Genomic DNA, 26,017 nt, shown 5'->3' on the forward strand with positions numbered 1-26,017 from the left:
ATCAAAACCTACGCTCTTATGGCGTTATTGCTGCTTAATTTTGTCCGAAGTATTGATATATGACTGAGGGTCATGATAAAAAATAGGAAACCAATCTGATTTACAAATATCAGCATTAACAATTTCTACTTGTAGCAAGTTAACTTTGATTTAGTTCAGCATTCGTCATAAAATGCAAATTCCCGACTTTTATCAAAAATCGGGAAGGGATGCTATTTGAACAAATACTTTGACTGCTACATTAGTTAGGAGTTCTCCACATCTCCTTGAGTTCCCTCTACTCCGACTGAATCGGGTTGTCTCTCGGATTAACTAACCTCAGCAATTTTTGCTTAATTTGAGCGTCGAATACTTCCCATTTCATTTTCGCATAAGCGGAATTTTCGTTGCTGCCTGATAAGAAGCCCATTGGAATTTCAAAGCCACCTGCGCTTGTTCTTCCACCGCCGAAAAAGCGCCCTGCACTATCTTGTCCAAAGGCTTCTTTGATGAATTCGTCGGGGTCAAGGGTGAGTTTACTGGTTCTCAGGGAACCAATGACTATTTCCAATTCTTCGTCTTCATCGTGAACAATGCCGTAAACTACGGCAGTGTGGACGTTTTCTTCAGTGACGAGAAAATCAGCCGCTTGCGGGATGGCATCGCGGTCTTCGTAGCGTAAATAACCAACACCAGCAATGGAAAAGTTATTTTGGACAATGCGATTTTTTAGCGATCGCTCGATCACATCCATTACCCGCTTGGAACGGTTCGCCTGTAAAATGGCATTCAGCAGTTGAGCGTCATAAAATCGGCTTAAATACGCCGCCGCCATAAAGTCTTCTTCTTGTGCTTGCATCAGGCGATTTGTATCCGAGCGCAAGCCGTGCATCAAGGCAGTTGCACATTTGACGTGTTGATTTATGCTGCTATCTAATGCTAATAATCCCGTTTGGAGGTATTGAGTAAAAATTGTTGCCGTCGCTCTTACATAAGGACGGATATCTTCAAACTCTGAGTGAAGATCGCCTTGGATACTGTGATGGTCGATGAGTACTACTAGGGGAATTTTAGCTTGCTGCACCGCTGATAATAGCTGTGAAGTGGTTCCCTGGTTATCAATTAAGACAAAACCTTGATAACATGACAAATCTTTGGTTTTCAAGGTTTGCATTGTCCAGCGTTGGATCGGTAAGTTCGTCAGTCTTACCAAGGCAATATTCTCTTGATGGCTCAATGCACCAGCATAAATTATTTCACATTTGATATCATATTGCTGGGCAATTAACTGATAGGCCCAAGCACAGGAGAGGGCATCAGGATCGGGAAAATCTTGCAGAATTACCAGTTGGCGATCGTGTCGGTGTGCCAAAAGGGTTTTTTGCAGTTCTTCTGATTTTTGTTGTGCCAGCGAATTACCACGCTGATTGAGATATATAGCCCCATCACCTACCGATGGCGGTAATGACGGACTCTTAAATGCAACTTCCACTGGCGCTTTCTCGATTTCAGGTTCCTCTGGGTTTGGCTCTGTGGTCAACGACAAACTCTCAAACTGAGTAACGGGAGAATTAAAGTACATAGGGAACTTTTTTAAAGTGTGAGGCTCCTTTAATTCAGAAATACTACAAGCAGCAATTCACTGAATTTAGCCACATTATTATGATCTTCGCAAAAATATCAGAACATTGCACTATACATCTAAGTATATTTTTTGTCAGTAACAGTGCTTAACATCGACTAAATTCTACTAAAGGGCATACAGCAAGTAAGTTAAGTATATTGGGCTGTATCTGGCAGCATAAATCTGTTTTAGGGGCTTTTTTCTCTTTCGTAAATTTTATCGGCGGGATTTTTCTCTGACTTAGGATATATTTTCTATCTTATACTTTAGGATTAGTCTTTGATATTTTAAATATTCTTATACTTAATATTCTCATTATTGTGACTAGTAAGCAATTAAAAATTATTTTTTTTTGATGAACAATGTGTGTTTATATTCCCCTTTAAAATTCTGCTCGTTCAGAGCAAAGCCTAATGGAAAAAGGCACAAGGCAGGGGGATGAAAGAATGAGTGGGGATTGGGGATTGGTATTTTTACTCAGAACTCAGCACGGGCTAAACCTTACCTATCCGCTAACAGCACTTTCAAGGCAGGGATGAGGAGTAAAGGGAAAATTCATGCACAAACTTAGAGGCTTGAGCAAGCATGGAAGCACTCCGCTTCTTTGCAAGCTATACAGCCGCCAATTTTTTAACATTCCATAACTTTAGTTATTGGCTCTTTCCCCTCTGTTCCCCTACTTTTTTTGCTCAAAGACCGATGACATACTTTTGCCATTCTGTGTGCAGTCCACTCTTAAGATGCTTGCTAACCTCGAAATAGAGACTGCTATAAGGTTGGCGTGGGGGATGACGCAAAGGCATGTGAGCTTCGTGAGGAGTCCGACTACCTTTTTTGACATTGCAACGGACACAAGCGGTAACAATGTTCTCCCAGGTATCGCCGCCGCCGCGCGATCGCGGTATTACATGATCTAGGGTCAACTCATCACCTGTGTAACCACAGTATTGACAGGCATGACCATCACGGTGCAATATATTTCGGCGAGTCAGAGGAATTTCTTTATAAGGAACGCGTACATAATGACGCAACCGAATTACGGTCGGCAACGGGAAATCAGTGTACAGAAATTTACCGTTGTGTTCCACGCGTTCTGCTTTGCCCTTGATTAAAAGAACTACAGCACGACGCCAACTCGTTATATTGAGAGGTTCGTAAGAGGCGTTTAAGACTAAAACTTTCCCCATTATTTGCGCTCAGGGTATGAGTTTTACAATATATTAACACAAAGACACCCTGCTATGGAGATGAGAAGAAATTATACTTTCGGGAAAATTTGGAAATTAAGTTAGGCATTAGGAGTCTAAAAGTAAAATTTATGACATGATGCGAATCCGATTACGTATGCTAACGCAATCGCGCAGTGTCTCGTAGAGAAAAACGGAGTGAAAAGTTGAGCCGTAAGATTAACTTTTAACCCTTAACTTCTAACTCCTCACTCCTAACTCTCAACTCCTAACTTTTACTTTAGTGCCGCAACATCTTGTATCAATTCCAATATGAAGGTTAAACTTCCTATTTAATCTGATATCGCTTTTAGGAGCGTGTATAGATAGATAACTTGAAAGTTTAGCCGTGGCGGGATAGGAGTCAGTACAAATGTTAAGTGGCAAAGAAATCCCTGGTATAGTTCCCGATCAGCAGTGCGACACCTACGCGTGGTTTTCGCAACGAGCTTGGGTAGAAATTGATTTAGGGGCGTTGTCGTACAATGTACAGCAACTGGTACGGTTTTTATCGCCGCGTACCCAGTTGATGGCAGTAGTCAAAGCTGATGCCTATGGACATGGTGCGGTGACAGTCGCTCAAACCGTAATCCAATCGGGAGCTAGTTGGCTGGGAGTCGCTACAGTTCCAGAAGCTATTCAATTGCGAGAAGGCGGGATTCAAGCGCCCATTTTGATTTTAGGGGCAACTCATACACCAGAACAGATTCATGCGATCGCACATTGGAAACTCCAGCCCACACTCTGTAACCCTAAACAAGCTTTAGTATTTTCTAATACTCTGGAATCCATGAATTATGGTTCTCCAGTACCCGTACATATCAAATTAGACACGGGAATGTCGAGGTTGGGAACTAATTGGCAACAAGCTGGTGAATTTGTGCAATTAGTCCAGCGCTTACCACATCTTTCTATTGCTAGTATTTATTCCCATTTGGCAACAGCAGATGATATTGATACAACGGCAATGGAAGAACAGCATAAACGATTTGAGGATGCGATCGCTCAAATCAAAGCAATGGGAATTCAAGTCCCCTGCTTGCACTTGGCCAACTCAGCCGCCGCACTCACAAATCCGGCATTGCACTACGACATTGTGCGAGTAGGTTTAGCCGTTTACGGACTCTACCCAGCACCGCATTTACAAAATGCGATCGACCTCAAGCCTGTTTTGGAACTTAGGGCACGAGTCACCCAGGTTAAAACAATTGCCGCAGGAACAGCTGTTAGTTACGGTCATAAATTTATTGCCCCACGTGAACTCCGCCTCGCCGTTGTGGGCATTGGCTATGCTGACGGTGTTCCTCGCGGTCTTTCCAACAAGATGCAGGCGTTAATTCGCGGTCAGCGAGTGTCGCAAATCGGGACAATTACAATGGATCAGTTAATGCTGGATGTGAGTGCCATACCTAACATCCAAGAAGGAGAAATAGTCACCTTGCTAGGGGAACAGGGAAAAGAACAAATTTCAGCCGATGATTGGGCAAAACAACTAAATACTATTTCTTGGGAAATTCTTTGTGGGTTCAAACATCGTCTGCCTCGTGTTGCAGTTATGTAATTGGGCATTGGGAAGAGGCAGAGGGGCAGGGGGAAGGGTGCAGAGGAGAGGAATTTCCCCCTGCTTCCCCTATTCCCAAAAATTATTTCTTATGGTATGATAGTAAACTGATGCGGATGTGGCGGAATTGGCAGACGCGCTAGATTTAGGTTCTAGTTCCGAAAGGAGTGAAGGTTCAAGTCCTTTCATCCGCATTTTTGATTTCTGAAAACTGCATGAGTCTGTTGGCTCATGCAGTTTTTGAATTAACTCATCCTCAACTGCAAGCAGGAGAGTTGATAGATATATATAGATTCCAGCGATGTAAGAAGATTATTGTCTGTTTTTTTAACTTTGCGATCGCTACACTTCTTGCGTAATATCAAAAATCAAATCGGGTTGCTAGGGACTTTGTTATTTCGTAGAGCGTGCGTAAGTTTTATACCAGTTAGAAAAAGTTGGAAAGTAACTATTAGAGAAGATCGACGCAGATTGACAAGAACTTTTAAGGATAGTCCTAGTTTCAAAGTATATTTCCAGGAAGTTTGGACTGAGTGTTATCAAGATGCAAGAAAACAAGCCAGTGATCAAACTAGTTTATTGCTTGATACTTTTGCGGTAGACTTTCCCTTAACTACGGATGAATGTTTAGATAAAGACTTTTTACCTGATTAGTGGATTATTGATATCTAACCCACAGCATAGTCTGTAAATTGGCGCTTAAATGGCGAATGAAAGCCGATGACAATATTCTGCTTAGGGATACCTAAATTTGCTAAATCTTCTTCTACTTCATTTTCTGTCCCATTGTGTTGCAGCAAAACTTTACCATCTTTGATGTCTAGATGTAAAAAACAACCATAAACACGACGTTGATTTTTTCAGCCGACATTTACAAGTTGATAGTGGTGATGTTCTGTATCAAAAATTAATTGGGTTTCAATTTCTGGATCTTGACTAGAATTTGCAGCATATTCTTAGAGAAGTTGCTTAATTATTTGTTGATATTTTTTTAGGTTATCCATTCGACAATATCCTCCGTTACAGGCTGATAGGTAATCAATTTAAGTTGGTATGTTTTGATAATATTTTGTATATTAATGCCTAATCTAGAGATATCGCACTCACACGACATCAACAGTACGACTAAACTGGCGATCGCGCAAATTTTTTGGACAAACATCTCTGCCAAAGCAGTAAAATCTTATTTTAGTATAAAATTTTACTTAAAACATTTTAACTCCTAACCTTCTCAAGTCTGTTTTATTTTTACTAACAAAATCAGTATTATCCCTGTAGTCAGAATGGGATATTTAATAGAAGGTAGCTTCATTTAGTACTCATGGGCTTATAGACTAGGTTTTACTTAAGTGTAAATACAGAAGTTCAAAGATATTATTTTAAGAAAATCAGTATTATTCCTGTGGTCAGAATGGGGTTACTCAATGGAAAGTGGCTTCATCTAGTCTTGACATTTCTATGTCTTATTTTTCCAGAATGTTTATAAATCTCAGTAACAGGAAGTAAATTAATAACAATTTACGAATTTACTGAGATTTGAGCATTTGAATATAAAGCGGCTTTCGTTGAGTTTCACCACAAATCCTAGAGGTCAAAACTATGTACTTTAAAATACAAAACTTTGAAGCCTTTTACTTAACTTTAATTTGTGGAATAACTCTGCACGAATTTAGCTTACACGTATCGAATTTAGCTGAAGTAAAAGCAAAATGAGCACAACTCCTATAGGTAACTACAGGTTGTTCCAGAAACTACATCCGCTATCTCTGTTGGCACAATTAACCAGTCGCCGTGCTACAGGTTGCTTAAGCATATTTACCGGGATAGTTTCTTGGTCAATCTATCTAGAGGACGGTAAACTTACTTATGCCTCCTATTCAGATAAACTGTTTGAGCGTCTTGACAGTCACTTACGGCGATTGAGTCAGCAAATTCCTGCTCTAAACAGCGCCACTCGCGTGCAGATGCGGCTGATGTTTGAGACGAAGAATGAACATCAATCAATACCAAATGCAGATTACCAAGCTATTTGTTGGCTAGTAAATCAGGATTATATTACCTCTGTGCAAGCGGGAAGCCTGATAGACGAATTGGCAAAAGAAGTGCTGGAATCATTTCTGTGTTTAAAAGAAGGTAGCTATGAATTTAGTCCTGAAAGCTCTTTGGATGAATTACCAAAGTTCTGTCGCCTGGATTTACGGTTACTTGTTGAACACTGTCAAAAGCAATTAAGAAATCGGCAAAATATCCAGTCATCAATTCCGGCCGGTGGGGGTTCCCAAGTTTTGGCTGCAACACAAGCGACTCAAGTTCAGCCACAACTGCAAATAAAAATTGGCCAAAAATTGCCGATACCAATCAATTTTGATATTCCTGATAATAATAAAATTAATCAGCCACCTGTTGGCAAAAAACTATATACAATTGCCTGCATTGATGATAGCCAAACGGTTTTGAATTCCATCAAACACTTTCTGGATGAAAATACATTTTCAGTTGTAATGATCAATGATCCGGTAAAAGCTTTAATGCAAATTCTGCGGAGTAAACCCGATCTGATTTTGCTAGATGTTGAAATGCCAAGTTTAGATGGTTATGAGCTATGTTCCTTATTACGGAAACATTCAGCTTTTAAAAATACACCAATTATTATGGTGACTGGTAGAACAGGATTTATTGACAGAGCAAAGGCTAAAATCGTCAGATCGTCAGGATATTTGACCAAGCCTTTTACACAATCAGAATTGCTAAAAATGGTTTTTAAGCATCTTGGTTGATTTAAACAAGGTAAATAAAAATAACAAAATACGTTTAATTTATTTTTTTAGGAGATTTAATAGTGAGCCTGACTTTGCTTGGCACGATTCTGATTGTAGAAGATTCTCCCAGTGAATTGGAATTAATGAGCCATTATCTTAAAGAAAGTGGTTACAACGTAATTAAGGCAAGTGGTGCAAAAGAAGGTTTAGAAAAAGCTGTGTTAGAAAAACCAGATGCGATCGTTACTGATGTCGTCATGCCAGAAATGAGTGGATTTGAATTGTGTCGTTATCTAAGAAGAAATCCAATTACTGCAAAAGTGCCGATTGTGGTTTGTAGTTCCAAAAATCAAGAAATTGACCGTTTGTGGGCGATGAGGCAAGGTGCAGATGCCTATATAACTAAGCCTTATACCCGCGAACATCTCCTACATACTATTAAATCAGTGGTAATTTGAATCAATGACTAGTACAAACATTACTCTTCCTGAAAAAATAACTCAAAATAACTTAGTAGATGGTTATCTGAAGTTTCAGCTAAATCAACAAACTACTGCTGTTTTATCAATGAGGCATACACAAGAAGCTATTCTCGTGCCCATTGAATCTATCACTTCAATGCCTAATATGCAGCCCTGTATCTTAGGATTAATGAATTGGCGGAGTCGGATAATTTGGGTAGTTGATTTGCCAAGAATGCTCAATTTAGAATCTCTAGATTATCGACTGCGACAGTACAATGTAATCATTATCCAAGTGGAATCATTAGTATTGGGCTTAGTTGTACAAGAAATCAAAGGTACAACCAAGTTTATTGTTGATGATATTCATTCTCCTATAGGACAAGTGGCATCCAGTTTAGTTCCTTATTTATGTGGGTGTGTTGTGCAAGAGGAAGACATATTACTGGTATTAGATGCACAGGCGATTGTACAATCTTCTATTCTCCGCAGTGATTAGAGTGTATTACTAAAAAAGATTTTTAGTGTTCTTATTCACATACTTAGGAGAACTATTTTTATGTTTAATAAAACCAACACGAATCAAGGTAGTGGCGCTCAAAATCGAGCATCACTGATTTCATCACAAAAAGGTATTGGGACTGTAGTCAAGCTACCAACTAAGCTGACTACTGAAAGTGCTAATAATTCTTCAAGTCAGAGTATTGCCTTTTTTACAAGGCTGGGATTGGTTAAGAAAGCGACTATTTTAGCGATCGCAATCAGTACAATACCAATATTGGGCATCGGCGCGATCGCTTTTGGTTTTGCCAACAAATCCATTACTAAGCAAATTACCCAGTCTCAACAAGCCGAAGCCACTGGTTTAAGTGATAAAATTAACCGCTTTATGCTGGGACGCTACGGTGATATTCAGGTAATATCAAGTTTGCTATTTTTGATAAGTCCCCAAACTAGTGTCACTACCCAGCAAAAGCAAGCAGTCCTGGATCGTATTGTCGAAGCTTACAAAGCTTATGACAGTATTGCTGTTTTCGATCGCCAAGGTAACTTGATTGTGCAGTCCACAGGCGAACCCCTGGAAAATCAAAAAGATCGTACCTTTTTTCAAGACGCTTTACAAAAAGATACTCCTATTATCAGTAAACCGGAAGCAGCAAAAAATACTGGTGTAGTGAGTATTTATCTAGCTGCACCTGTGAAAGAGACAAGGACGGGGCAAACTATTGGCGTGGTACAAGCACGTATGCCCGTAAAATATTTAGAAGAAGTCATCAAAAACTACGTAGCCAATGGTAAACAATACCAGTTGCTCGATGCTTCGGGAACAGTTTTCTTGAGTCCCCAAAAGGAATTATTGGGGAGAGATGCCAAGGAAGAGTATTCTAGCTTACCGAAACTGCTGGCAGCTAAAAAGGTAAATAGTTTTATAGAAGTTCCGAAAACTCAGAAAAAACAAGAATTGGTCAGCTACGTACCAGCTAGTACTATAGATGGCTTACCTGATTTAAACTGGCAAGTACTTTTATCCACAGATACCGCAACTGTATTTGAACCGCAAAGACAATTATTGTGGATTATAGCCATTGGTACAGCAGCGACAGCATTAATTGTAGCTGTGATCGCATCTCGGTTAGCGAAACTGACTACACAGCCAATTCTCAATGCCACTGCGGCATTAGCAAAACTAGGTCAAGGTAAATTCAATACCCGTCTGCAAATCGAAAGAGAAGACGAATTAGGGGTATTGAGTGCAAATATCAACCTTATGGCCGAACAATTGCAGGTCATAGTTAAGGAACAGGAACTAGACGTTGAAGGGGTAAAATTACTAGCAGATATTACCCTACAGATTCGGAAAATTCTGAAAACTGAAGATATTTATCATACAGCAGTCAAAGAAGTTCAGCGATCGCTAAAAACAGACCGGGTAATCATTTATAGTCTGAATCCAGATACTTTAGCTGGCGCTGTCGTTGCAGAATCCGTCACTGGTAATTGGCCGGAAATGCTGGGAGTGCAAATTGATGACCCCTATTTCCGAGAACATTATCTAAAAACTGATCGTGATGCAGAGGTGGAAGCAGTTGCCAACATTCATCAAGACCAAAACTTGAAAAATGCTGACGGTTACATCCAACTTTTGGAAAAATTTGCTGTCAAAGCTCATTTAATCGTACCGATTCTGGCTCAAGAGAAACTTTTAGGCTTATTAATTGCTCATCATTGCGAAACTCCTCATGTTTGGCAACAGCCAGAAATTGACTTATTTCAACAAATAACAACTCAAGTCGGCTATGCCTTAGAACAAGCCAAGCTATTAGAAGAAATAGAAAAAGTCAGAAATGTTACTGTCAGTGGTTCAGACGAAACACTGCAACAACAACTTTTACAACTACTCAACGATGTAGAAGGTGCAGCCAGAGGTGATTTGACAGTGCGCGCAGACGTAACCGCCGGGGAAATCGGCACTGTTGCCGACTTTTTTAACTCCATTGTGGAAAGCTTGCGGGATATTGTTACCCAAGTTAAACAAGCTGCCATCCATGTCAATAGTGCAATTGGCTCTAACGAAGGAGCCATTCGCCACCTAGCAGAAGAAGCGCTAACCCAAGCCGCCGAAATCAACCGCACCCTGGATGCTGTTGACCAAATGACTCAATCGATGAAAGCCGTAGCCGAAAGTGCCGAAAAAGCTGCCTTTGTTGCCAACCACGCAGCTCACACCGCTACTAAGAGTGGACACGCAATGGATTTGACAGTACAAAATATTCTGTCTTTGCGGGAAACCGTGGGTGAAACTGCTAAAAAAGTGAAGCGTTTGGGAGAATCTTCGCAACAAATTTCTCGCGTAGTTTCTTTAATTAACCAAATAGCTATTCAAACCAACTTGCTTGCCATCAACGCCGGTATTGAAGCCGCGCGTGCAGGTGAAGAAGGTCAAGGATTTGCCGTAGTGGCCGAAGAAGTCGGCGAACTAGCAGTCAGAAGTGCCGCAGCAACCCAAGAAATTGAACAAATTGTTGAAAATATCCAACGAGAAACCAGTGAAGTGGTGCAGGCGATGGAAATAGGCACTACCCAAGTGGTAGAAGGAACTCGCATTGTGGAGGAGGCTAAACAAAGTCTGAGTGAAATTTTGGATGTATCGTCTCAAATTGACTCCTTAGTACAGTCAATTTCTACTGCAACTGCATCTCAGGTTGAAACATCCCAAAGTGTTAGCCAATTGATGAAAGATATCGCTGCTATATCACAACGCACCAGCGATTCTTCTCGCCAAGTTTCCGAATCACTGCAACAAACTGTGGACATTTCGCAGCAGTTGCAAGAGACTGTCGAGGCTTTCAAAGTTAGTTAAGTTTGTCATTTGTCATTTGTCATTTGTCCAATGCCCAATGTCCAATGCCCAATGCCCAATGCCTAACAATTATTAACAAAAACCATGCCACAAGATAAAGAATTAGAAATCCAGATGCAATTTCTGGAAGAAGCAACTGATTACTTAAATACCTTAGAAGGGGTATTGTTGGAAATCGATACTAGTAACCGTATCGATTTAGATAAAATTAATGCTGCACTCCGGGCCACTCACTCTATTAAAGGTGGTGCGGGGATGATGGGATTTAGATCGCTTAGTGATTTATCTCACCGTCTGGAAGATTCCTTTAAAGTTTTAAAAACTAAAAAAAATTCTTTAGAAATTGATACTCAGTTACAAAGTTTATTGCTATCTGGAGTTGACTGGCTGCGTCAGATTGTCGAATTGCTTGCCGAAGGGAATGTTGTCGAAGATCAGTGGTTAGCAACTTTTTGTTATCCAATTTTTGATGAATTGCACGATCGCTTAGGCGACCCCACCCCTGAGGATGCCTCAACCATGCTATCCCCAGAGGATGGCCAAGACGTTATTCCCTTGCTATTTTCCACCGAAGTAGAAGAGTGTTTGCAACGCCTAGAATCTATATTGACAGATAGCGAACAGCCGGGACTGCATGAAGAAATTACGATCATGGCAGCTGAATTAGGCGGTTTGGGTGAAATGCTCCAGTTGCCAGCTTTTAGCAAGCTTTGTGAGTCAGTAACGCAGCACTTGGAAACTGTCAGTAGCGATGTCTTCGACAACCCCTCCAGGGAACGCATTCCCGAAATTGCCCAGTTAGCATTGCAAGCATGGCGGCGATCGCAAGCTTTGGTGTTGATAAATCAGTTAGATAACTTGCCTACAGAAATTGACTTGAGTAGTTCTACGCAGCCCCCGCTACTATTACCAGCAGAAATAATACCGCAGCTTCTCCCCGCAGATATCCTCGACACAGAAGCAGCTTCAACAGCAGTTTGGCAAGCCGAAATAACTCCCGAAACTTGGATTAAAGATGAAGCGATTGCAGCCAATTTTACATTCGTAGATGCAGAATTTGCCGATGATGTAAATGGTGTCAATGTCACCGAACATAATACCATCTTTTCTAGAGAAGATAATTCTCCTGATGCCAAATTTGGCGAAGGCAAAGGAGAGCAAAATAACGTTGTAAAAGAGCGGGAAATTCATGAAAATAGTGTTAGAGTTCCTAGCAAACAACTAGAGCAAATTAATGATTTATTTGGCGAACTGATTGTTCAACGTAATGGGTTAAACTCACACCTAGAAAGATTACGCAAACTCGTTCGTAATCTCAACCAGCGAGTCCAAGTTCTCGACCGCGAAAACCAAGATTTACGTATAGCCTACGACAAAATTTCCACTCAAGCTGCTGGGGTAAGGGCACAAGCTGAAAATGGTCATCAAACACAAGACACAGACAGAGAATTTGATACCTTAGAAATGGATCGCTATAACGATTTAAACCTGCGATCGCAGGAAGTTATGGAAACCATTGTTCAGGTGCAGGAAGTTACAACTGATGTGCAACTCAGTGTAGATGATACAGACAATATTGCTCGCAAATTAAACAAAACATCCAAACAATTACAAACAAAACTAAATCACATTAGGATGCGGCCACTGTCCGATTTAATTGAACGCTTTCCTAGAGCCTTGCGCGATTTAAATGTAGAGTATGGAAAAAATGTCCAGTTAAAAATTGAAGGTGGTAACACTTTAATTGAACGCAGCATTTTAGAAGCTTTAAATGAACCTTTAATGCACTTGTTAAGGAATGCCTTCGATCATGGTATCGAAGACTCTAGCACCCGCCGCCTTCTGGGTAAACCAGAACAAGGATTAATTGAAATTACAGCTACTCACCGCAGCAATCGCACCCTCATTACTATCCGTGATGATGGTTGGGGTATTTCTCTAGAGAAAATTCGCACCCGCGCCCTAGCTATGGGATTAGACGCTTCTCTACTCGCTAATGCTAGTGATGAAGAACTATTATCACTAATTTTTGAACCAGGTTTTACCACCTCCGAGCAAGTAACAGCATTATCTGGTCGCGGTGTCGGTATGGATGTGGTTCGTAACAACCTCAAACTGATTCGAGGAGATGTGAAAGTAGATACAGAGCCAGGAGTTGGTACTACCTTCACCCTATCAGTACCATTTACCCTTTCGGTTGCGCGAGTTCTACTAGTAGAAATCAACAAAATGCTATTAGCATTTCCTACAGATGTCATTTCCGAAATATCCTTACTCCAAGACGAGCGAGTTTTTCAAATGGCAGGTAGTGAAGTCCTAAATTGGCAAGGAACAATGCTACCACTGATTCGCCTGACTCATTATTTAGAGTTTAATTGCCTGCGCTACGATACTTCAGAATTAGAAACTCCGGCCGCAATTAATGCTAACAGCGTGTTAGTAGTCAAAGGTAATAATCAGCCAGTAGCGATCCAAATAGACCGTTGCTGGGGTGAACAGGAAGTTGCTATTCGCCAGGTCGAAGGAAATATACCTTTACCTGAAGGCTTTAGCAACTGCACAATTCTCGGTGATGGTCGAGTTGTACCACTAGTTAATGTCAATGAGTTGCTGTATTGGATTGCTACAAATCGGAAGATTCCTAGAGGTACTCAATTACCATCAGCAAGGTTAAAAACACCGTTCCTCATATTTGATGAAGAGAAAATATCAGCCACTTCAGTTAAGCAGAAGGGCACAATTTTAATCGTAGATGACTCGATTAATGTTCGCCGCTTTTTAGCACTGACCCTTGAAAAAGGCGGGTATCAAGTAGAGCAAGCTAAAGATGGTCAAGATGCCTTAGAAAAACTCCATAGTGGGTTGAGAGTTGAGGCGGTAATTTGCGATATTGAAATGCCTCGCCTTGATGGCTATGGCTTTTTAGGTAAGGTAAATTCAGACGTTGATACAAAAAACATTCCAGTTGCAATGCTGACTTCTCGTAGTAGTAATAAACATCGGCAACTCGCTATGCAATTGGGTGCGCGAGCTTACTTTTCTAAACCTTATAACGAGCAAGAATTACTCCAAACGCTGGAGGAAATAATTCATCCTGTAGCGGAACAAGCAGTGTCTAATTGATATAGCGGTTTTCATATATTTTTTATGGTGCGTTAGCCTTTAGCTAACGCACAGTTTGTTTTATAGCAAAAAAATTGTAGATTGGGTGAGGCTTTGCGTAACCCAACATCCTGATATATGTAGGGTTGCGCTCCGCTCCACCCAACCTACATATAATGCTTGTTCAATCGAGTAATTTATTATTTAAAGACAGATACAAATATTATTTTAGTAACCATCTACTCTAAATCTGAACAAGAAGACATTTCAGCAGAAGAAATTCAACAAATATTAGCTGATTTTAAGCAGCAACATCAAGGAGAATAGGTTTGCTCCATAAAATCTCAAGACAGAAAATGCTAAGATTCCAATCAAATATGGCATTTGCACAGCTATGACAATCACGCTGCACAAACCAATCTCCTTAGCAGAGTTCCTCAAACTTCCAGAAACCGGTCGTATCTACCAGAAACCAATGCCACAAGGCAAACATTTAAAAGATGTAAGACTAATATCTCAGATTTTTTGAATTTTGACAAACTCATCTGGATTTCGAGAATAGCACCCGAACCAAGTGCGATCGCACTATTTAAAATAAATTCGCAAATATCGTAAATAGTTTAAATAATTAGCCCGCCTATACGGGCTAATTATGTTATGGGCAATTAGTTGGACATAACACAATACAGTTCAGAATGAGAAACAAAACCCTCATGTAGAGACGCGATTTATCACGTCTTGAAAGACCAATTTTTACACCAGGAACTCTTAACTGAACCGTCTTAGGACATAATATCAATTCACTGAAACGAAAATACTTTCAGGAACCTTTATTAAGCTTCAACTTTTACACCCTTCCAGAAGGCCACATAACCTTCAATATTTTTAGCCTTCTCCTTGGTGTTGGGATAATACCAAGCAGCATCTTTATTGATTTGCCCATCAACTTCGATACTGTAGTAACTGGCAACACCTTTCCAAGGACAAGTCGTGTGGGTGTTACTCTCTGCGAAGTACTGTTTGTTAATGGTGTCAACAGGGAAATAATGGTTGCCTTCCACAACTACAGTATTATCGCTCTCGGCTAAAACAGTACCATTCCAAATTGCTTTCGGCATAAATGACTTTGTAAATAAACTATACACATAACATTTTGACACTATCAGCTTATTTGTAGTGAATTTATAGAATCTGCTACCCTGCCAAAAGAGTTCAGAAGTCACCAAAAGGTAATGGGGAGTATCCGGGAGCATCCAAAATGTGTAGAAACATATTTTGTCATTGTGAGCGTAATGAAATTGAGCAAAGCAATCGCAACATCTAGACCTTGCGATTGCTTCTCTTCTCTACGAGAGGCTGTGCCAACGAGACGCTCCGCGAACATTCCGCTTTGCTTCATTCGCAATGACAATCTGTTATCTTAGTCAATTTTTTGCATGTCATTGCGAACCAAACGAAGTGAAGCAATCACAAAATTTTCTACAAGAGCAAGTCCATACGATAGCTTAGTCGTTCCGCCTCTCTACGAGAGGCACTCGCGATCGCAATGATAGTTATTCTCTGATTATAAAATAAAAACTCGCATATATCTAAGGTAATAGGTTACAGGATTTTCTTTTAACTATTAATTACAATCACTTTTATTTATGGATTTGAAAATTAAAAGCATTTGCTTCTATCGAGAAGATTTTATAGCATATTGATATGGAAAGTTAATTATTCCAAAAAAAGTTGGATTTTGGTTTATAGATTGAATAAAAAATGTCTAGAAGAGAGATATATCAGCGATGCCTGTGGCAAGCTACGCTAATGCACCTTCTAGAAATGCTTCCAAGCTAAGGATTTTATTTAGAATATCTTTGCATTTTTTAAGTTATTACTAAACCTTCTCAGAATTCCCATTTGGGTAATTAACAAATCAACCTGTCAGGTGAATCGATCGTAAAAAGGTTGAGATTAATAAAACAGTGGACTCTATGACTAGAGAATACTAATTGCACTTTGTTCTAATTGAGGATAACTCTATGAAACTCACAAACTTGATAAATTTTCCATATATTGTTGCTTGGATTAATTCTATGCCTAAAATCATTAACCTTCATCTACTTAAGAATCACAATAGCCCATCAATAAACACTGTAGCCAACTCTAACAATCTCCATAAAAATTCTCCAAACGCCAATCATCTCAAACCCTTTGACACCGCTTTTATTGCCTATTACATGATGGGTCTTGGTGATTTTGAATAATCTAAGTTACTTCTATGTTTTCGATCTGTAATTTACATAACAACACTAATTAATCTCTAATGAGGACAAATTTATGATACTTACAAACTGGTTAAGTTCTGCACTTATCATTACTTCTATTACTTTTATACCTGGAATTGCTGGCGCTCAAACAGCTAATACTAACAATAGTGGTGGACAAATAAATACAGATGCCAAATATCTGCAACCCTTCAATATTGCCTTTCTAGCTTATCAAGGTTATTTAAAAGAGCAGGGTATTCCCAGTGGGGGCACTTTGTTGTTTAAATACCAAACCGGAAACCTGACTGCCAAAGATGTGGTTCAGGCTGCTGTTAAAGCTAATAAGTTACCAGCGCAAGTTTTGAATGATTCAAGTTACGTCAACGCGGTTGAGTTACAGCTGACATCAATGGGCAGTACTAATGATTCATGTAACTAGAATATAGGTTTGCCAAGTTCGTAACGTTACAGCAAAAACTAAGTTGTCAGGAGTGCTGAAATCAATTTCCGCATCTTCTAATAACTTTAGTATTTCTCTAATAAAAGCTTTACTTCTGCCTCCAATTCCCAATCTTTCATGGCTGACCACTCAGCTTGACGGACTGCTAAAAATGCTTGCGATAAATCTGGATTTAAAGCATTTAAAAGAATATTATTCTGTTTTAGGCAGTCTAGAGCCTCGCCAAGACTTTGTGGTAAAAGGTCAATACCATTGGCATAACGTTCCTCAATTGGTAGGTATCCGGGGTCTTGTGCAACAGGATTTCCCGGTTTTAAACTTCGTTGTACACCATCAAGTCCGGCTGCAATCACCGCACCTAAAGCGAGGTAAGGATTGGCTGACGCATCAACGGTTTTTAACTCAAAATGGCTGGAACCGTTGAATCCAGGATTGCTGGGCACTCTCACGGCAGCCTCACGGTTGTCTAGTCCCCAACAACGGAAAGCACCACTCCAGCTATGAGGACGAATGCGGCGGTAAGAATTAGTACTAGGAGTAGTTAAGGTCATTAATGTTGGCAGATGATCGAGTATACCAGCAATAAATGCTTGGCCTATCTGGGAAACACCGCAGATATCTTGAGGATCTGGTAGGATATTTTGTCCGTTACGCCAGAGGCTAAGATGGATATGGCAACCGCTACCAGCCGCATCTGGGAAAATTTTGGGTAAGAAAGAAGCTGTAAGATTATGGTGATGAGCGATCGCTCTCACGGTTTCTCTAAAGCTAATCTGCCAATCAGCTGCCCGTAAAGCATCAGTATATCGCATAGAGATTTCCTGTTGACCTGGGCCAGATTCGGGATAATATTGCTCAACAGGAATTTTTTGGGCAATGAGTGCTTCGACTATCTCATCAATTACTTCTTGATGGATATCCATTGCTTGAGTCGAAGCAAAAACTGTGGAATCTACTGGTATAATTCCCTCAGATGTTTGCCGTAATAAATAAAATTCATTTTCAAATGCAGCTTTAATTTCTAACCCCTCGCGTCTGGCCGCCTCAATCATCCGTATCAGAAAATTACGGGGACATAACGCCCAAGGACTCCTGTTAAGTACCATGTTCCCCATTACACGAGCATGACTTGGAGCGTAAGGTAAAGGAGTGAAGCTAAACCAATCTGGTACTAGGCGGATTTCGCCTACTGGCCCTAGACCAGTTTCAGGGATGACAGCATCATACATTACAGGTACTCCCTGTTGTCCAGCAGAAATGCCTACACCATAGTCAAAGTAGTGGGATAACATATCGACATGAACAGCTTTGCCACGAATGATGTTGGCGTTGTCACACCAAAGGATACGGACAAACCTAACTCCAGCTTCCTGAAGAGATTTTCTGACTTTCTTAAATGCTTTATTTGCAGCCATCGGTCAATTTATCCCGCTATTGAGTTGATTTGACAATTCTCCCACCTCATTTTCACGTTCAAGCTAGAATAACTAGAAATATGAGGATAAGAAAAGTTTGTGGTGAATATATCCCACATCCCCAAATTACCCATACCACCATCTCTTTTGGGGTCAGAAATCGGTTCTTTTACTGAGTTTACCGTTACTCAACGAATACCTGCGATCGCACGCCGAGTTATCGCTGAAAATAATTTCTCATCTGAGATTAATACCAGCTTAGAAAACCTGGCTACAGAACTGCCAACAGGATTTTTACAACCTCTTGTAAATGACACTGCTATAGATTTTTCTGCCTGGAATACATATTTAGAATTCTATAAGGGTCAGCGTTGGGTAGATGTTCCTTGGTTTTTTGCCGAAACTTATTTTTATCGATTAATTCTGGAAATTACCAATTATTTTCGCCCTGGTGTATGGCAACGTATTGATCCATTTGAGTTACAAAAATCTCAAGGCTTGGAAGCATCTCTAGACTCGATTATTTTGCTATGTGGTCAAGTCAACAATTGGTTAGATAATTCCCAAATAGGGGAAAAATCAAACCAAACAGCTTTAATTGCACTTTTATATTTTGCTTTGTGGGGAAATCGAGTTGACTTGAGTTTATGGTCAGCATTCGAGAATGACCGGAGTCGTTTTGATATTCAAACCCAATTAGCTCACATCTTAGTAAATGATGCCTCCCAAGTCGCGGAATTATTAACTACTTCTCATGGTGGACGAATTGATTTTGTTGTAGATAATGCTGGCTTTGAACTTGTTTGTGACTTATCTTTAGCGGATTTTTTATTAAGCAGCGGACTGGGTAATCAGGTTTACCTACACTTAAAGCCACATCCGACTTTTGTATCTGATGCCATGATTAAGGATGTAGATTACACAATAAAATTTTTAGCCGCAAGTGGACATCAACAAGTTAAATTTTTTGCTCAAAGATTGCAAGAAAATATTGCATCAGGGCGTTTAGTACTATCTGAAAATTACTTTTGGACATCGCCTTTAGCATTTTGGGAAATATCTAACTCCCTCAAAAATGAATTAGCCAATGCGAGTTTGGTTATAGTCAAAGGAGATGCAAATTATCGCCGATTATTAGGCGATCGCCACTGGGATTTTACCACTAACATTGCAGATATAGTTTGCTATTTACCCGTGCCAATGGTAGCTTTACGCACCCTGAAGTCAGAAGTTGCAGTTGGTTTAAAACCAGAAATTATTGAGAAAGTAGCAAAAACTGACTCTTCTTGGTTAACAAATGGACAGTGGGGTGTGATTCAGTTGGTGCTTTAGACGATTTTAAAAAATTGAGATAATTTGTAAGAGAAGTATACGTATCTTCACTACTTCTAGCGTCGTCTACCCTACCCGTAGCACCACAACCAGCTTAGGATAGACTAGAAGCAATTTTTGAGGAAAATGGTAGAAAAAATCACAGCTGTCTTTAATGGCAAAGTGTTCTATCCGGCAGAACCGATCGCACTGCCAATCAATACCCGCGTGCGAATGAGTATTGAAATTTTACCGCCAAGTGAACATGAAACGGTATCATTTTTGCAAACGGCGCGCTCGCTCAATCTCGAAGGGCCGCCTGACTGGTCTAGCAATATAGATAAATATTTATACAGTAAGTAAACTTTACATGCATTCTGAAGTCTTTCTTGATACATCATTTGCTATTGCCTTATCTGCACCGAGCGATCGCCTGCATGACCGAGCCTTGCATCTGGCTAAAATGTTACAAGCAGCAGAAACTCGTTTGGTGACAACACAGGCGGTAATGTTGGAAATTGGCAATGCCTTATCCCAACAACCTTATCGTCAGGCGGCAATCATATTATTAAATTCTCTAGTAGCAGACTCCAAAGTAGAAATTGTCCCCCTTTCCCAGGAACTCTACGAACGTGCTTTCCAGCTATATCGTGAACGAACAGAGAAAGAATGGGGATTTGTCGATTGCGTATCTTTTATTGTCATGCAATATAGCGGAATCACTGAAGCACTGACTGCCGATGAGCATTTTCAACAAGCAGGCTTTCGAGCATTATTGCGAGAGAATTTGCCGTAGGGATGGGGATTGGGGACTGGGAATTGGGAATTGGGCATAAGGAAGAAACTTGTTCAATAATTTCCCCTTGTCCCTAGTCCCCAATCCCTAATCCTTATTATTTCGTTACAATTGGCGTGTGCATTAGGCATTCAAGAGTTATCAGCCATGAAATTGATTTCCGATCCACCGATTCCTGTGAAAATTCAAAAGATGAAGGAACGGGTGCGGTGGATGCATCCAAGTTTTGTGCAACGGGGAATTGACCAAACTAGTATAGTTATTGACGATCGCAGAGAAGATAATCCAGAATTTTCCTTTATGGTTATCGGTGATTCTGGCACTAAATCCCATTCTCGACACCACCCCCAACGAAAAGTTGCCGAACTGATGCTTCCTCACCGCGATGATTGCAGTTTTGTGTTGCACACAGGCGATGTTATCTATGTGGTGGGTTCCCAAGAGTATTATTCAACAAACTTTATTGAGCCTTATCGGGAATTTCTTGTCGGTGGTGACAACCCGAAAAGTATTCCTTATGACCGCATGGTGTTTAATCTGCCGTTCTTGCCAGTACTCGGTAATCATGATTACTACGATGTGCCGTTGATGTACCGTTTAGTTACTGGTACAACATCCTCACTACGTCACCTGTTCCGCTACAAAGATATTGAGATTGGCTGGCATGGATCGTATCAAGGTAATGCTTATGCACGGGCATTTCTGGATTACACCCAGGCAATATCTCCACAAGAGTTAGAACGTCATTTAGATCGGCACTACACCGCGAAGACCGACACAGGACGATGTTTGCGTTACGAACCTGGACAGTTTACCCGCTTACCCAATCGCTATTACACCTTTCGTTACGGCGGGATTGACTTTTTCGCACTGGATTCTAATACCTTTAATACACCGTCACCTCTACCTGCAACTCAAGAGGGAGAAATTTACCGTCAGGAATTGCAAAAGCGTCGCCATGAGATCGATCGAGAAGAATTGCAGATTTTGAAAATATGCGATCGCCTCAACCCTGATAAACCCACCGAAGCGGAACAACTCGATGACCTTAGCGCCAAATTAGACCAAATCAACGAGATCAAAATTGACATTGAAAAACAATTGGCATCTCACAAAATGCCTGCGATCGATTTTGAACAACTTGAATGGTTGCGAAGCAGACTAATCGAATCTTGGAATAACTCTGAAGTGCGCGGACGTGTAATCTTTTTCCACCATCCCCCATACGTCACAGAAGCTACTAAGTGGAATCAGGCACAAACCTTGGCGGTTCGCCACCGCTTGCGCTGGGTGTTTGAACAAGTAGCAGAAACTCTTGCTTCTTTAATTAAAGAACGTCCCATAGTCGATTTGATTTTAAACGGTCACGCTCACTGTTTGGAGCATCTTTGCACAACTGATACCGGATTTGCTGACTCCCACATTAACTGCATTATCTCTGGCGGTAGTGGTCATCGTCCCCGTTATCAACGGCGAGGGGGGACTGAATTGATGGAGACTTTTACTGAAATTGCAGGTAAACCCAGCCGGAAAGTTGCAGATTCAATGCTTTTTGTGGGTCGTCATGACTACAATTTCCAGAACCGACTACCTTACTCATGTGTGCGGATTGATGTTTTGGATGGTAGCCCGCCCAAGTTTATCATTAGACCGCTAATTACTGAACGGGTTGAAGATAAATGGCATAACACTGAACTTGAACCTTTTGTGATTTAAAGGGAATGCCGCGATTAATAGACGCGATTCATCGCGTCTCTACAAATTACCCATGTCACTTAAAAATCGAATCTAAACGCTGCTGAGTTACTTTCAGTGATTCTGCTGGCGAACTTTTGCCCAACAATACAGATTCAATTGCCCGACCTACACTGTCAGAAATCCGATTGTAACCAGGAAATATTGGACGCGATCGCCCGTATTTAGCTTGATCTAAAAATACCTTTACCTGTGGGATTTTTTTGATAAAATTCTGATATTTTTGACTTTCACGAGACTTCAAATTCACTGGTAAATAGCCAGTTCCCAATGCTAATTCTGTCTGAAATTCTTCACTTAAAGCATATTCGACAAACTTAAACGCTGCTCTTTGACGTTCTAGTGTAGTTTTGAAAAAGAAGAGATTCTCACCGCCAATAATAGTAGCAGGTTTCTGCCCAACTGGAATGGGAAAGACATCAAAATCGATACCAGTCTCTTGAAATTCCCCCAGAGTCCAAGGGCCATTTAATTGCATTGCAACTTTGCCAGTTAGCAAGTCATCTGTTTCATAACCTCGTTCCGGGCCAGATAAAATAGCGGAACCATCCGTAATTAAATTTCGCCAGAATTGCAAAGCTGCGATCGCCCCTTGATTATCTTCCAAATTTACTGCTGCGGCATTTTGTGAATCACCACTCACCAAATCACCGCCACCACTCCACATAAATGGTAGCCAGGTGAATACTGTAAATTCTCCCTTCCCCAAAGGCAAAAACATCCCATATTGGTCGGTTCGCCCGTCACCATTGGTATCACGAGTTAATTTTTTTGCAACTTGTCCAAACTCTTGCCAAGTACTGGGTAATTCAGTAATTCCCGCAGCCTTAAACAAACTCGGACGGTAAAAAATACCAACGTTATTCGTAGCAAAGGGCACAGACCAAATCTTACCGTTGTATTTCATTGATCCATACAAAGCCGGGTCAATTTCGGCTTTTACTGGAGATTTTTCCAGCATTTCATCCAAAGGTAAAAGCGCATCGAGTTCTACTAATTGACCTGCGATCGTCGGATTGTACCACAACAAATCTGGAGGTGCGTTTCCTACCACCGCCGCTAAAATTTTGGGCGTTTGCTGATCCTGTTGCCCAATATAAAGCGACTCTACTTGGATATCTGAGTGGGATTGATTAAACTTATCCACCAGCTTTTGCAGCACATCCCGATTTGGCCGCGGATTGACACCTTGCCAAAGAGTTAAATGAATTACTTTATCTTCCTTAATACCAGGTAAGATACTTTGACATCCAACTAAAGCTAGTATGCCCATCAATAATACAAGCAGTAAGCTCCGAAAGTAGCGTGACACTTTCTTGATTTTTCGCTTGGCATAGTGAGGAGGGTTAAAGAAATCGTGCATAATATTCATTAGATTGGGTATGGCAAAGGAGGAGGCAGGAGTTCTTTAATTTTTAATTTTTAATTTTTAATTTTTAATTTTTAATTGATTTCTCCCCACTCACTTTTACCAAATGCACCTTTGCATCGGTGTAAAAGTTAGGTATATCCTAATCTTGAATAGAGTTTTGATAATTTCAAATTATGGCAGGACATAGTAAATGGGCAAATATTAAGCGCCAAAAGGCGGTAGTAGATGCAAAAAAAGGAAAAACTTTCACTCAGTTATCCAGGGCGATTATTGTTGCAGCTAGAAGCGGCGTACCAGATCCAGCTTTGAATTTTCAACTTCGCACGGCAGTTGACAAGGCAAAGGCTGCGAGTATCCCTAATGATAATATTGAACGAGCGATCGCTAAAGGTGCAGGCACTTTTGGCGGCGATAATGCTACTTTTGAAGCGATTCGCTATGAAGGTTATGGCCCTGGTGGTGTAGCGATTTTAATTGAAGCCCTTACAGATAATCGCAATCGCACTGCTGCTGATTTGCGTGTAGCTTTTAGTAAAAATGGTGGCAATCTTGGTGAAACAGGTTGCGTTAGCTGGATGTTTGACCAAAAAGGCGTTTGTGTTGTACAGGGTGTGATTGACGAAGAACAGCTTTTAGAAGCATCCCTCGAAGGCGATGCCCAGTCTTATGAAATGATTGAAGATGAGATGGCTGAGGTTTTTACTGATATTGGAAATTTAGAAACCCTTAGCCAGACACTCAAAAATCAAGGCTTTAAGGTAACTGATGCCGAATTGCGCTGGATTCCTAGTAATAGTGTAGAAGTTACCGATCCCGATCAGGCGCGATCGCTTTTCAAGTTAATTGATACTCTAGAAGGATTGGATGACGTGCAAAATGTCACAGCGAACTTTGACATAGCAGAAGAATTGATGGATATCAGCATTTACTAGTCAAAATTAACACAAACATCAGATCAAATTACAGTTACTTGGTTCTGATGTCAAAAATATTACATTTGTATAAAAATACTACCAAATATTATTACCATAGTATTCCGCTTAAGTCCTATATCTACGGATGTAAAAATAGACATGAAAGATTCATATCAATTACAAACTTATGACATACGCCTATTGGATAGTTAGATTGTTGATTACCTGATGAGGATTTTCAAGTGAATAAATTCGCTAAAGCTTTACTTTTGGCTCTGGTATTTGCTGCTCCTGTAACCGTTTTTGCATCTCAAGCTCAAGCGAAAGGAACCCATGTTGCTAGTGTAAAAAGTGCTAAAGTTCATCACAAGAGACATCACAAGACACATCACAAGCGTCATGCTAAAAACCTAACTCATACACCTCATGCATAAATAGTTACTATTAATCGCAGAAGTTTATAGTAGCTCTGTAATAAAGTTTAGTGTTGGTTTAATCTGAAAAATAATTGTATTATTTAACTCCGCTGAAATCCCTACCAATCAGCGGGGTTTTTTATTAACTTGCTCATGAGGACGTGATCGCGTAGAAATCAAAGTTAAGATTATGAAAGCAGATTATTTAGAAGAATCACTTCTTCGTCAATTGGAGGAGCGTTTGCTTCAACCTGATGTCCGAAAATCAGCTAAAGATATCATGGACTTACTTGCTGATGAGTTCATTGAACCGGAAGCTCAGGGGGTGTTTTCGATAAACAGCAAATTATCGAGAGCTTGCAGAATGAACCCATAGAATCCCCGATTCAAAGATCGATCACAGAATTTAAAACGTTAGTTTTAGCAACAGGGGTTATTTTAATAACTATATCGTATAGTCAGAGATATATCTGGCAAACAGCCTGTTTATTCATTGCGATGTTCCATCTGGATTCATTGCGATGTTCCATCTGGAAATTAAACAACGATCAATAGAAAATGATCTTTCATCAGGGCACTTTAGTCAAAGAATGATATGTGCGGTATGATATGTAACTACCCGAAATTATTTAGAGTCGATTTTTGCACAGAAAAAGCTCAAGCAGCAATGCTTGAGCTTTTTCTAGATTCAATTAAGTTACTTTCGTCTACTTAACTTAGCTTAGTAGCGGTTACGGTTGTAGCCGCCGCCACCACCACCGCCACCACGATTACCACCGAAAGAACCACCGCCACCTCTGTCTTCTCTGGGCTTGGCTTTATTTACTTTGAGGTCACGACCAAGCCATTCAGCACCATCAAGAGCTTCAATTGCTTTTGCTTCTTCATCTTCTGAACTCATTTCCACGAAAGCAAAGCCGCGTAAACGACCTGTTTCACGATCAGTAGGTAGTTGAACACGCTTTACAGCACCATATTCTGCAAATACAGCACTCAGCGCATCTTGTGTAACATCATAGGAGAGGTTACCAACGTAAATTGACATTAAATGTCTCCAAAATCATAAGTTTGTAGAGATTTAGATTTCGGAGAGAAGTCTGTAATACCAAAAGGAAAAAGCCTGTCAATACTAAAAACAAACACTGTCGCCGAATTAATTCTCATTTCACTTCCCATGATGACATAGCAACTGACTTTCTGGGTAAAAGTTTGAAAACCTGTTATAAAAAGTTATATGAGCAGTTGACAGCTAA

The 26,017-nt window shown here is 40.4% G+C and carries 23 protein-coding genes, 1 tRNA gene and 2 pseudogenes; 18 read left to right on the plus strand and 8 right to left on the minus strand.

Going from position 1 to position 26,017, the window contains the following annotated elements; all coding sequences use genetic code 11:
* Positions 1–277: 277 nt before the first annotated feature.
* On the minus strand, positions 278–1,561 hold the full coding sequence (locus HWQ39_RS10460) for a bifunctional oligoribonuclease/PAP phosphatase NrnA (protein WP_292843950.1): 1,284 nt from the start codon (positions 1,559–1,561) through the stop codon (positions 278–280).
* 731 nt (positions 1,562–2,292) lie between these two features.
* Positions 2,293–2,790: an HNH endonuclease gene (locus HWQ39_RS10465; RefSeq protein ID WP_094349059.1), complete on the minus strand. Its 498-nt coding sequence runs from the start codon at positions 2,788–2,790 to the stop codon at positions 2,293–2,295.
* A 412-nt stretch (positions 2,791–3,202) separates the two neighbouring features.
* Between HWQ39_RS10465 and alr the strand changes: the two genes are divergently transcribed.
* From alr to HWQ39_RS10480, 3 genes are all read left to right on the plus strand, one after another.
* A complete protein-coding gene (gene alr, locus HWQ39_RS10470) occupies positions 3,203–4,390 on the plus strand; it encodes an alanine racemase (RefSeq protein WP_292843952.1) in 1,188 nt (395 codons plus the stop codon).
* A gap of 112 nt (positions 4,391–4,502) precedes the next feature.
* Positions 4,503–4,584: transfer RNA gene (locus tag HWQ39_RS10475), tRNA-Leu, on the plus strand.
* Positions 4,585–4,705: 121 nt separating this feature from the next.
* Positions 4,706–5,044, plus strand: coding sequence for a DUF29 domain-containing protein (locus tag HWQ39_RS10480; protein ID WP_292843953.1), 339 nt, complete (start codon positions 4,706–4,708; stop codon positions 5,042–5,044).
* Positions 5,045–5,058: 14 nt separating this feature from the next.
* On the opposite strand, the pseudogene HWQ39_RS10485 reads toward HWQ39_RS10480, so the two are convergent.
* Positions 5,059–5,394 (minus strand): annotated as a pseudogene (locus HWQ39_RS10485) (XisI protein).
* Positions 5,382–5,552 (minus strand): hypothetical protein, encoded by a 171-nt coding sequence (locus HWQ39_RS10490; RefSeq protein ID WP_292843955.1) that lies wholly within the window; start codon positions 5,550–5,552, stop codon positions 5,382–5,384. The pseudogene HWQ39_RS10485 and the gene HWQ39_RS10490 overlap by 13 nt, the downstream one beginning before the upstream one ends.
* Positions 5,553–6,099: 547 nt before the next feature.
* Between HWQ39_RS10490 and HWQ39_RS10495 the strand changes: the two genes are divergently transcribed.
* The 6 genes and pseudogenes from HWQ39_RS10495 to HWQ39_RS10520 form a co-directional block, all read left to right on the plus strand.
* On the plus strand, positions 6,100–7,167 hold the full coding sequence (locus tag HWQ39_RS10495) for a response regulator (RefSeq protein ID WP_292843957.1): 1,068 nt from the start codon (positions 6,100–6,102) through the stop codon (positions 7,165–7,167).
* A gap of 62 nt (positions 7,168–7,229) precedes the next feature.
* Entirely contained in the window at positions 7,230–7,607 is a 378-nt protein-coding gene (locus HWQ39_RS10500) for a response regulator (protein ID WP_292843959.1), read from the plus strand.
* 4 nt (positions 7,608–7,611) lie between these two features.
* The gene (locus HWQ39_RS10505) at positions 7,612–8,109 is read left to right on the plus strand and encodes a chemotaxis protein CheW (protein WP_292843961.1); all 498 of its coding nucleotides are present in this window, start codon (positions 7,612–7,614) and stop codon (positions 8,107–8,109) included.
* A gap of 60 nt (positions 8,110–8,169) precedes the next feature.
* Positions 8,170–10,971 (plus strand): methyl-accepting chemotaxis protein, encoded by a 2,802-nt coding sequence (locus tag HWQ39_RS10510; RefSeq protein ID WP_292843963.1) that lies wholly within the window; start codon positions 8,170–8,172, stop codon positions 10,969–10,971.
* Between the two features lie 84 nt (positions 10,972–11,055).
* Positions 11,056–14,094, plus strand: coding sequence for a hybrid sensor histidine kinase/response regulator (locus HWQ39_RS10515; RefSeq protein ID WP_292843965.1), 3,039 nt, complete (start codon positions 11,056–11,058; stop codon positions 14,092–14,094).
* Between the two features lie 373 nt (positions 14,095–14,467).
* Positions 14,468–14,566: pseudogene (locus tag HWQ39_RS10520) on the plus strand (Uma2 family endonuclease); the annotation flags it as partial.
* Between the two features lie 340 nt (positions 14,567–14,906).
* Here the strand turns inward: HWQ39_RS10520 and HWQ39_RS10525 are convergent.
* Positions 14,907–15,191 (minus strand): DUF427 domain-containing protein, encoded by a 285-nt coding sequence (locus tag HWQ39_RS10525; protein ID WP_292843967.1) that lies wholly within the window; start codon positions 15,189–15,191, stop codon positions 14,907–14,909.
* 906 nt (positions 15,192–16,097) lie between these two features.
* Between HWQ39_RS10525 and HWQ39_RS10530 the strand changes: the two genes are divergently transcribed.
* Positions 16,098–16,322, plus strand: coding sequence for a hypothetical protein (locus HWQ39_RS10530; protein WP_292843969.1), 225 nt, complete (start codon positions 16,098–16,100; stop codon positions 16,320–16,322).
* Between the two features lie 73 nt (positions 16,323–16,395).
* On the plus strand, positions 16,396–16,764 hold the full coding sequence (locus HWQ39_RS10535; protein WP_292843971.1) for a hypothetical protein: 369 nt from the start codon (positions 16,396–16,398) through the stop codon (positions 16,762–16,764).
* A gap of 86 nt (positions 16,765–16,850) precedes the next feature.
* On the opposite strand, the gene HWQ39_RS10540 is transcribed toward HWQ39_RS10535, so the two are convergent.
* Positions 16,851–18,200: a glutamine synthetase family protein gene (locus HWQ39_RS10540; protein WP_292843972.1), complete on the minus strand. Its 1,350-nt coding sequence runs from the start codon at positions 18,198–18,200 to the stop codon at positions 16,851–16,853.
* Between the two features lie 99 nt (positions 18,201–18,299).
* On the opposite strand from HWQ39_RS10540, the gene HWQ39_RS10545 reads away from it, so the two are divergent.
* The 4 genes from HWQ39_RS10545 to HWQ39_RS10560 all read left to right on the plus strand — a co-directional run bounded on the left by HWQ39_RS10545 (position 18,300) and on the right by HWQ39_RS10560 (position 22,023).
* Entirely contained in the window at positions 18,300–19,532 is a 1,233-nt protein-coding gene (locus tag HWQ39_RS10545) for a damage-control phosphatase ARMT1 family protein (RefSeq protein WP_292843974.1), read from the plus strand.
* Positions 19,533–19,658: 126 nt separating this feature from the next.
* The gene (locus HWQ39_RS10550; protein WP_292843976.1) at positions 19,659–19,874 is read left to right on the plus strand and encodes a hypothetical protein; all 216 of its coding nucleotides are present in this window, start codon (positions 19,659–19,661) and stop codon (positions 19,872–19,874) included.
* 7 nt (positions 19,875–19,881) lie between these two features.
* Entirely contained in the window at positions 19,882–20,307 is a 426-nt protein-coding gene (locus tag HWQ39_RS10555) for a type II toxin-antitoxin system VapC family toxin (protein WP_104906391.1), read from the plus strand.
* Between the two features lie 147 nt (positions 20,308–20,454).
* The gene (locus tag HWQ39_RS10560) at positions 20,455–22,023 is read left to right on the plus strand and encodes a metallophosphoesterase (RefSeq protein WP_292843978.1); all 1,569 of its coding nucleotides are present in this window, start codon (positions 20,455–20,457) and stop codon (positions 22,021–22,023) included.
* Between the two features lie 55 nt (positions 22,024–22,078).
* On the opposite strand, the gene HWQ39_RS10565 is transcribed toward HWQ39_RS10560, so the two are convergent.
* Positions 22,079–23,425: an ABC transporter substrate-binding protein gene (locus HWQ39_RS10565; protein WP_292843980.1), complete on the minus strand. Its 1,347-nt coding sequence runs from the start codon at positions 23,423–23,425 to the stop codon at positions 22,079–22,081.
* 182 nt (positions 23,426–23,607) lie between these two features.
* Here HWQ39_RS10565 and HWQ39_RS10570 point away from each other — a divergent pair, with 182 nt between their 5' ends.
* From HWQ39_RS10570 to HWQ39_RS10580, 3 genes are all read left to right on the plus strand, one after another.
* Positions 23,608–24,366: a YebC/PmpR family DNA-binding transcriptional regulator gene (locus tag HWQ39_RS10570; RefSeq protein ID WP_292843981.1), complete on the plus strand. Its 759-nt coding sequence runs from the start codon at positions 23,608–23,610 to the stop codon at positions 24,364–24,366.
* Positions 24,367–24,590: 224 nt separating this feature from the next.
* Positions 24,591–24,782 (plus strand): hypothetical protein, encoded by a 192-nt coding sequence (locus tag HWQ39_RS10575; RefSeq protein ID WP_292843983.1) that lies wholly within the window; start codon positions 24,591–24,593, stop codon positions 24,780–24,782.
* A gap of 172 nt (positions 24,783–24,954) precedes the next feature.
* Entirely contained in the window at positions 24,955–25,140 is a 186-nt protein-coding gene (locus HWQ39_RS10580) for a hypothetical protein (RefSeq protein ID WP_292843984.1), read from the plus strand.
* 345 nt (positions 25,141–25,485) lie between these two features.
* On the opposite strand, the gene HWQ39_RS10585 is transcribed toward HWQ39_RS10580, so the two are convergent.
* On the minus strand, positions 25,486–25,809 hold the full coding sequence (locus HWQ39_RS10585) for an RNA-binding protein (RefSeq protein WP_292843986.1): 324 nt from the start codon (positions 25,807–25,809) through the stop codon (positions 25,486–25,488).
* Between the last annotated feature and the right edge of the window lie 208 nt (positions 25,810–26,017).

The sequence above is a fragment of the Nostoc sp. NMS8 genome (genome assembly GCF_017115045.1).
Lineage (GTDB): Bacteria > Cyanobacteriota > Cyanobacteriia > Cyanobacteriales > Nostocaceae > Nostoc.

Bases quoted from the DNA above. Each gene is read 5' to 3' on its own strand.
- HWQ39_RS10460 (WP_292843950.1), bottom strand. From the start codon at position 1,561: ATGTACTTTAATTCTCCCGTTACTCAGTTTGAGAGTTTGTCGTTGACC.
- HWQ39_RS10465 (WP_094349059.1), bottom strand. From the start codon at position 2,790: ATGGGGAAAGTTTTAGTCTTAAACGCCTCTTACGAACCTCTCAATATA.
- alr (WP_292843952.1), top strand. From the start codon at position 3,203: ATGTTAAGTGGCAAAGAAATCCCTGGTATAGTTCCCGATCAGCAGTGC.
- HWQ39_RS10490 (WP_292843955.1), bottom strand. From the start codon at position 5,552: ATGTTTGTCCAAAAAATTTGCGCGATCGCCAGTTTAGTCGTACTGTTG.
- HWQ39_RS10495 (WP_292843957.1), top strand. From the start codon at position 6,100: ATGAGCACAACTCCTATAGGTAACTACAGGTTGTTCCAGAAACTACAT.
- HWQ39_RS10505 (WP_292843961.1), top strand. From the start codon at position 7,612: ATGACTAGTACAAACATTACTCTTCCTGAAAAAATAACTCAAAATAAC.
- HWQ39_RS10510 (WP_292843963.1), top strand. From the start codon at position 8,170: ATGTTTAATAAAACCAACACGAATCAAGGTAGTGGCGCTCAAAATCGA.
- HWQ39_RS10515 (WP_292843965.1), top strand. From the start codon at position 11,056: ATGCCACAAGATAAAGAATTAGAAATCCAGATGCAATTTCTGGAAGAA.
- HWQ39_RS10525 (WP_292843967.1), bottom strand. From the start codon at position 15,191: ATGCCGAAAGCAATTTGGAATGGTACTGTTTTAGCCGAGAGCGATAAT.
- HWQ39_RS10530 (WP_292843969.1), top strand. From the start codon at position 16,098: ATGAAACTCACAAACTTGATAAATTTTCCATATATTGTTGCTTGGATT.
- HWQ39_RS10535 (WP_292843971.1), top strand. From the start codon at position 16,396: ATGATACTTACAAACTGGTTAAGTTCTGCACTTATCATTACTTCTATT.
- HWQ39_RS10540 (WP_292843972.1), bottom strand. From the start codon at position 18,200: ATGGCTGCAAATAAAGCATTTAAGAAAGTCAGAAAATCTCTTCAGGAA.
- HWQ39_RS10550 (WP_292843976.1), top strand. From the start codon at position 19,659: ATGGTAGAAAAAATCACAGCTGTCTTTAATGGCAAAGTGTTCTATCCG.
- HWQ39_RS10555 (WP_104906391.1), top strand. From the start codon at position 19,882: ATGCATTCTGAAGTCTTTCTTGATACATCATTTGCTATTGCCTTATCT.
- HWQ39_RS10560 (WP_292843978.1), top strand. From the start codon at position 20,455: ATGAAATTGATTTCCGATCCACCGATTCCTGTGAAAATTCAAAAGATG.
- HWQ39_RS10565 (WP_292843980.1), bottom strand. From the start codon at position 23,425: ATGCACGATTTCTTTAACCCTCCTCACTATGCCAAGCGAAAAATCAAG.
- HWQ39_RS10570 (WP_292843981.1), top strand. From the start codon at position 23,608: ATGGCAGGACATAGTAAATGGGCAAATATTAAGCGCCAAAAGGCGGTA.
- HWQ39_RS10580 (WP_292843984.1), top strand. From the start codon at position 24,955: ATGAAAGCAGATTATTTAGAAGAATCACTTCTTCGTCAATTGGAGGAG.
- HWQ39_RS10585 (WP_292843986.1), bottom strand. From the start codon at position 25,809: ATGTCAATTTACGTTGGTAACCTCTCCTATGATGTTACACAAGATGCG.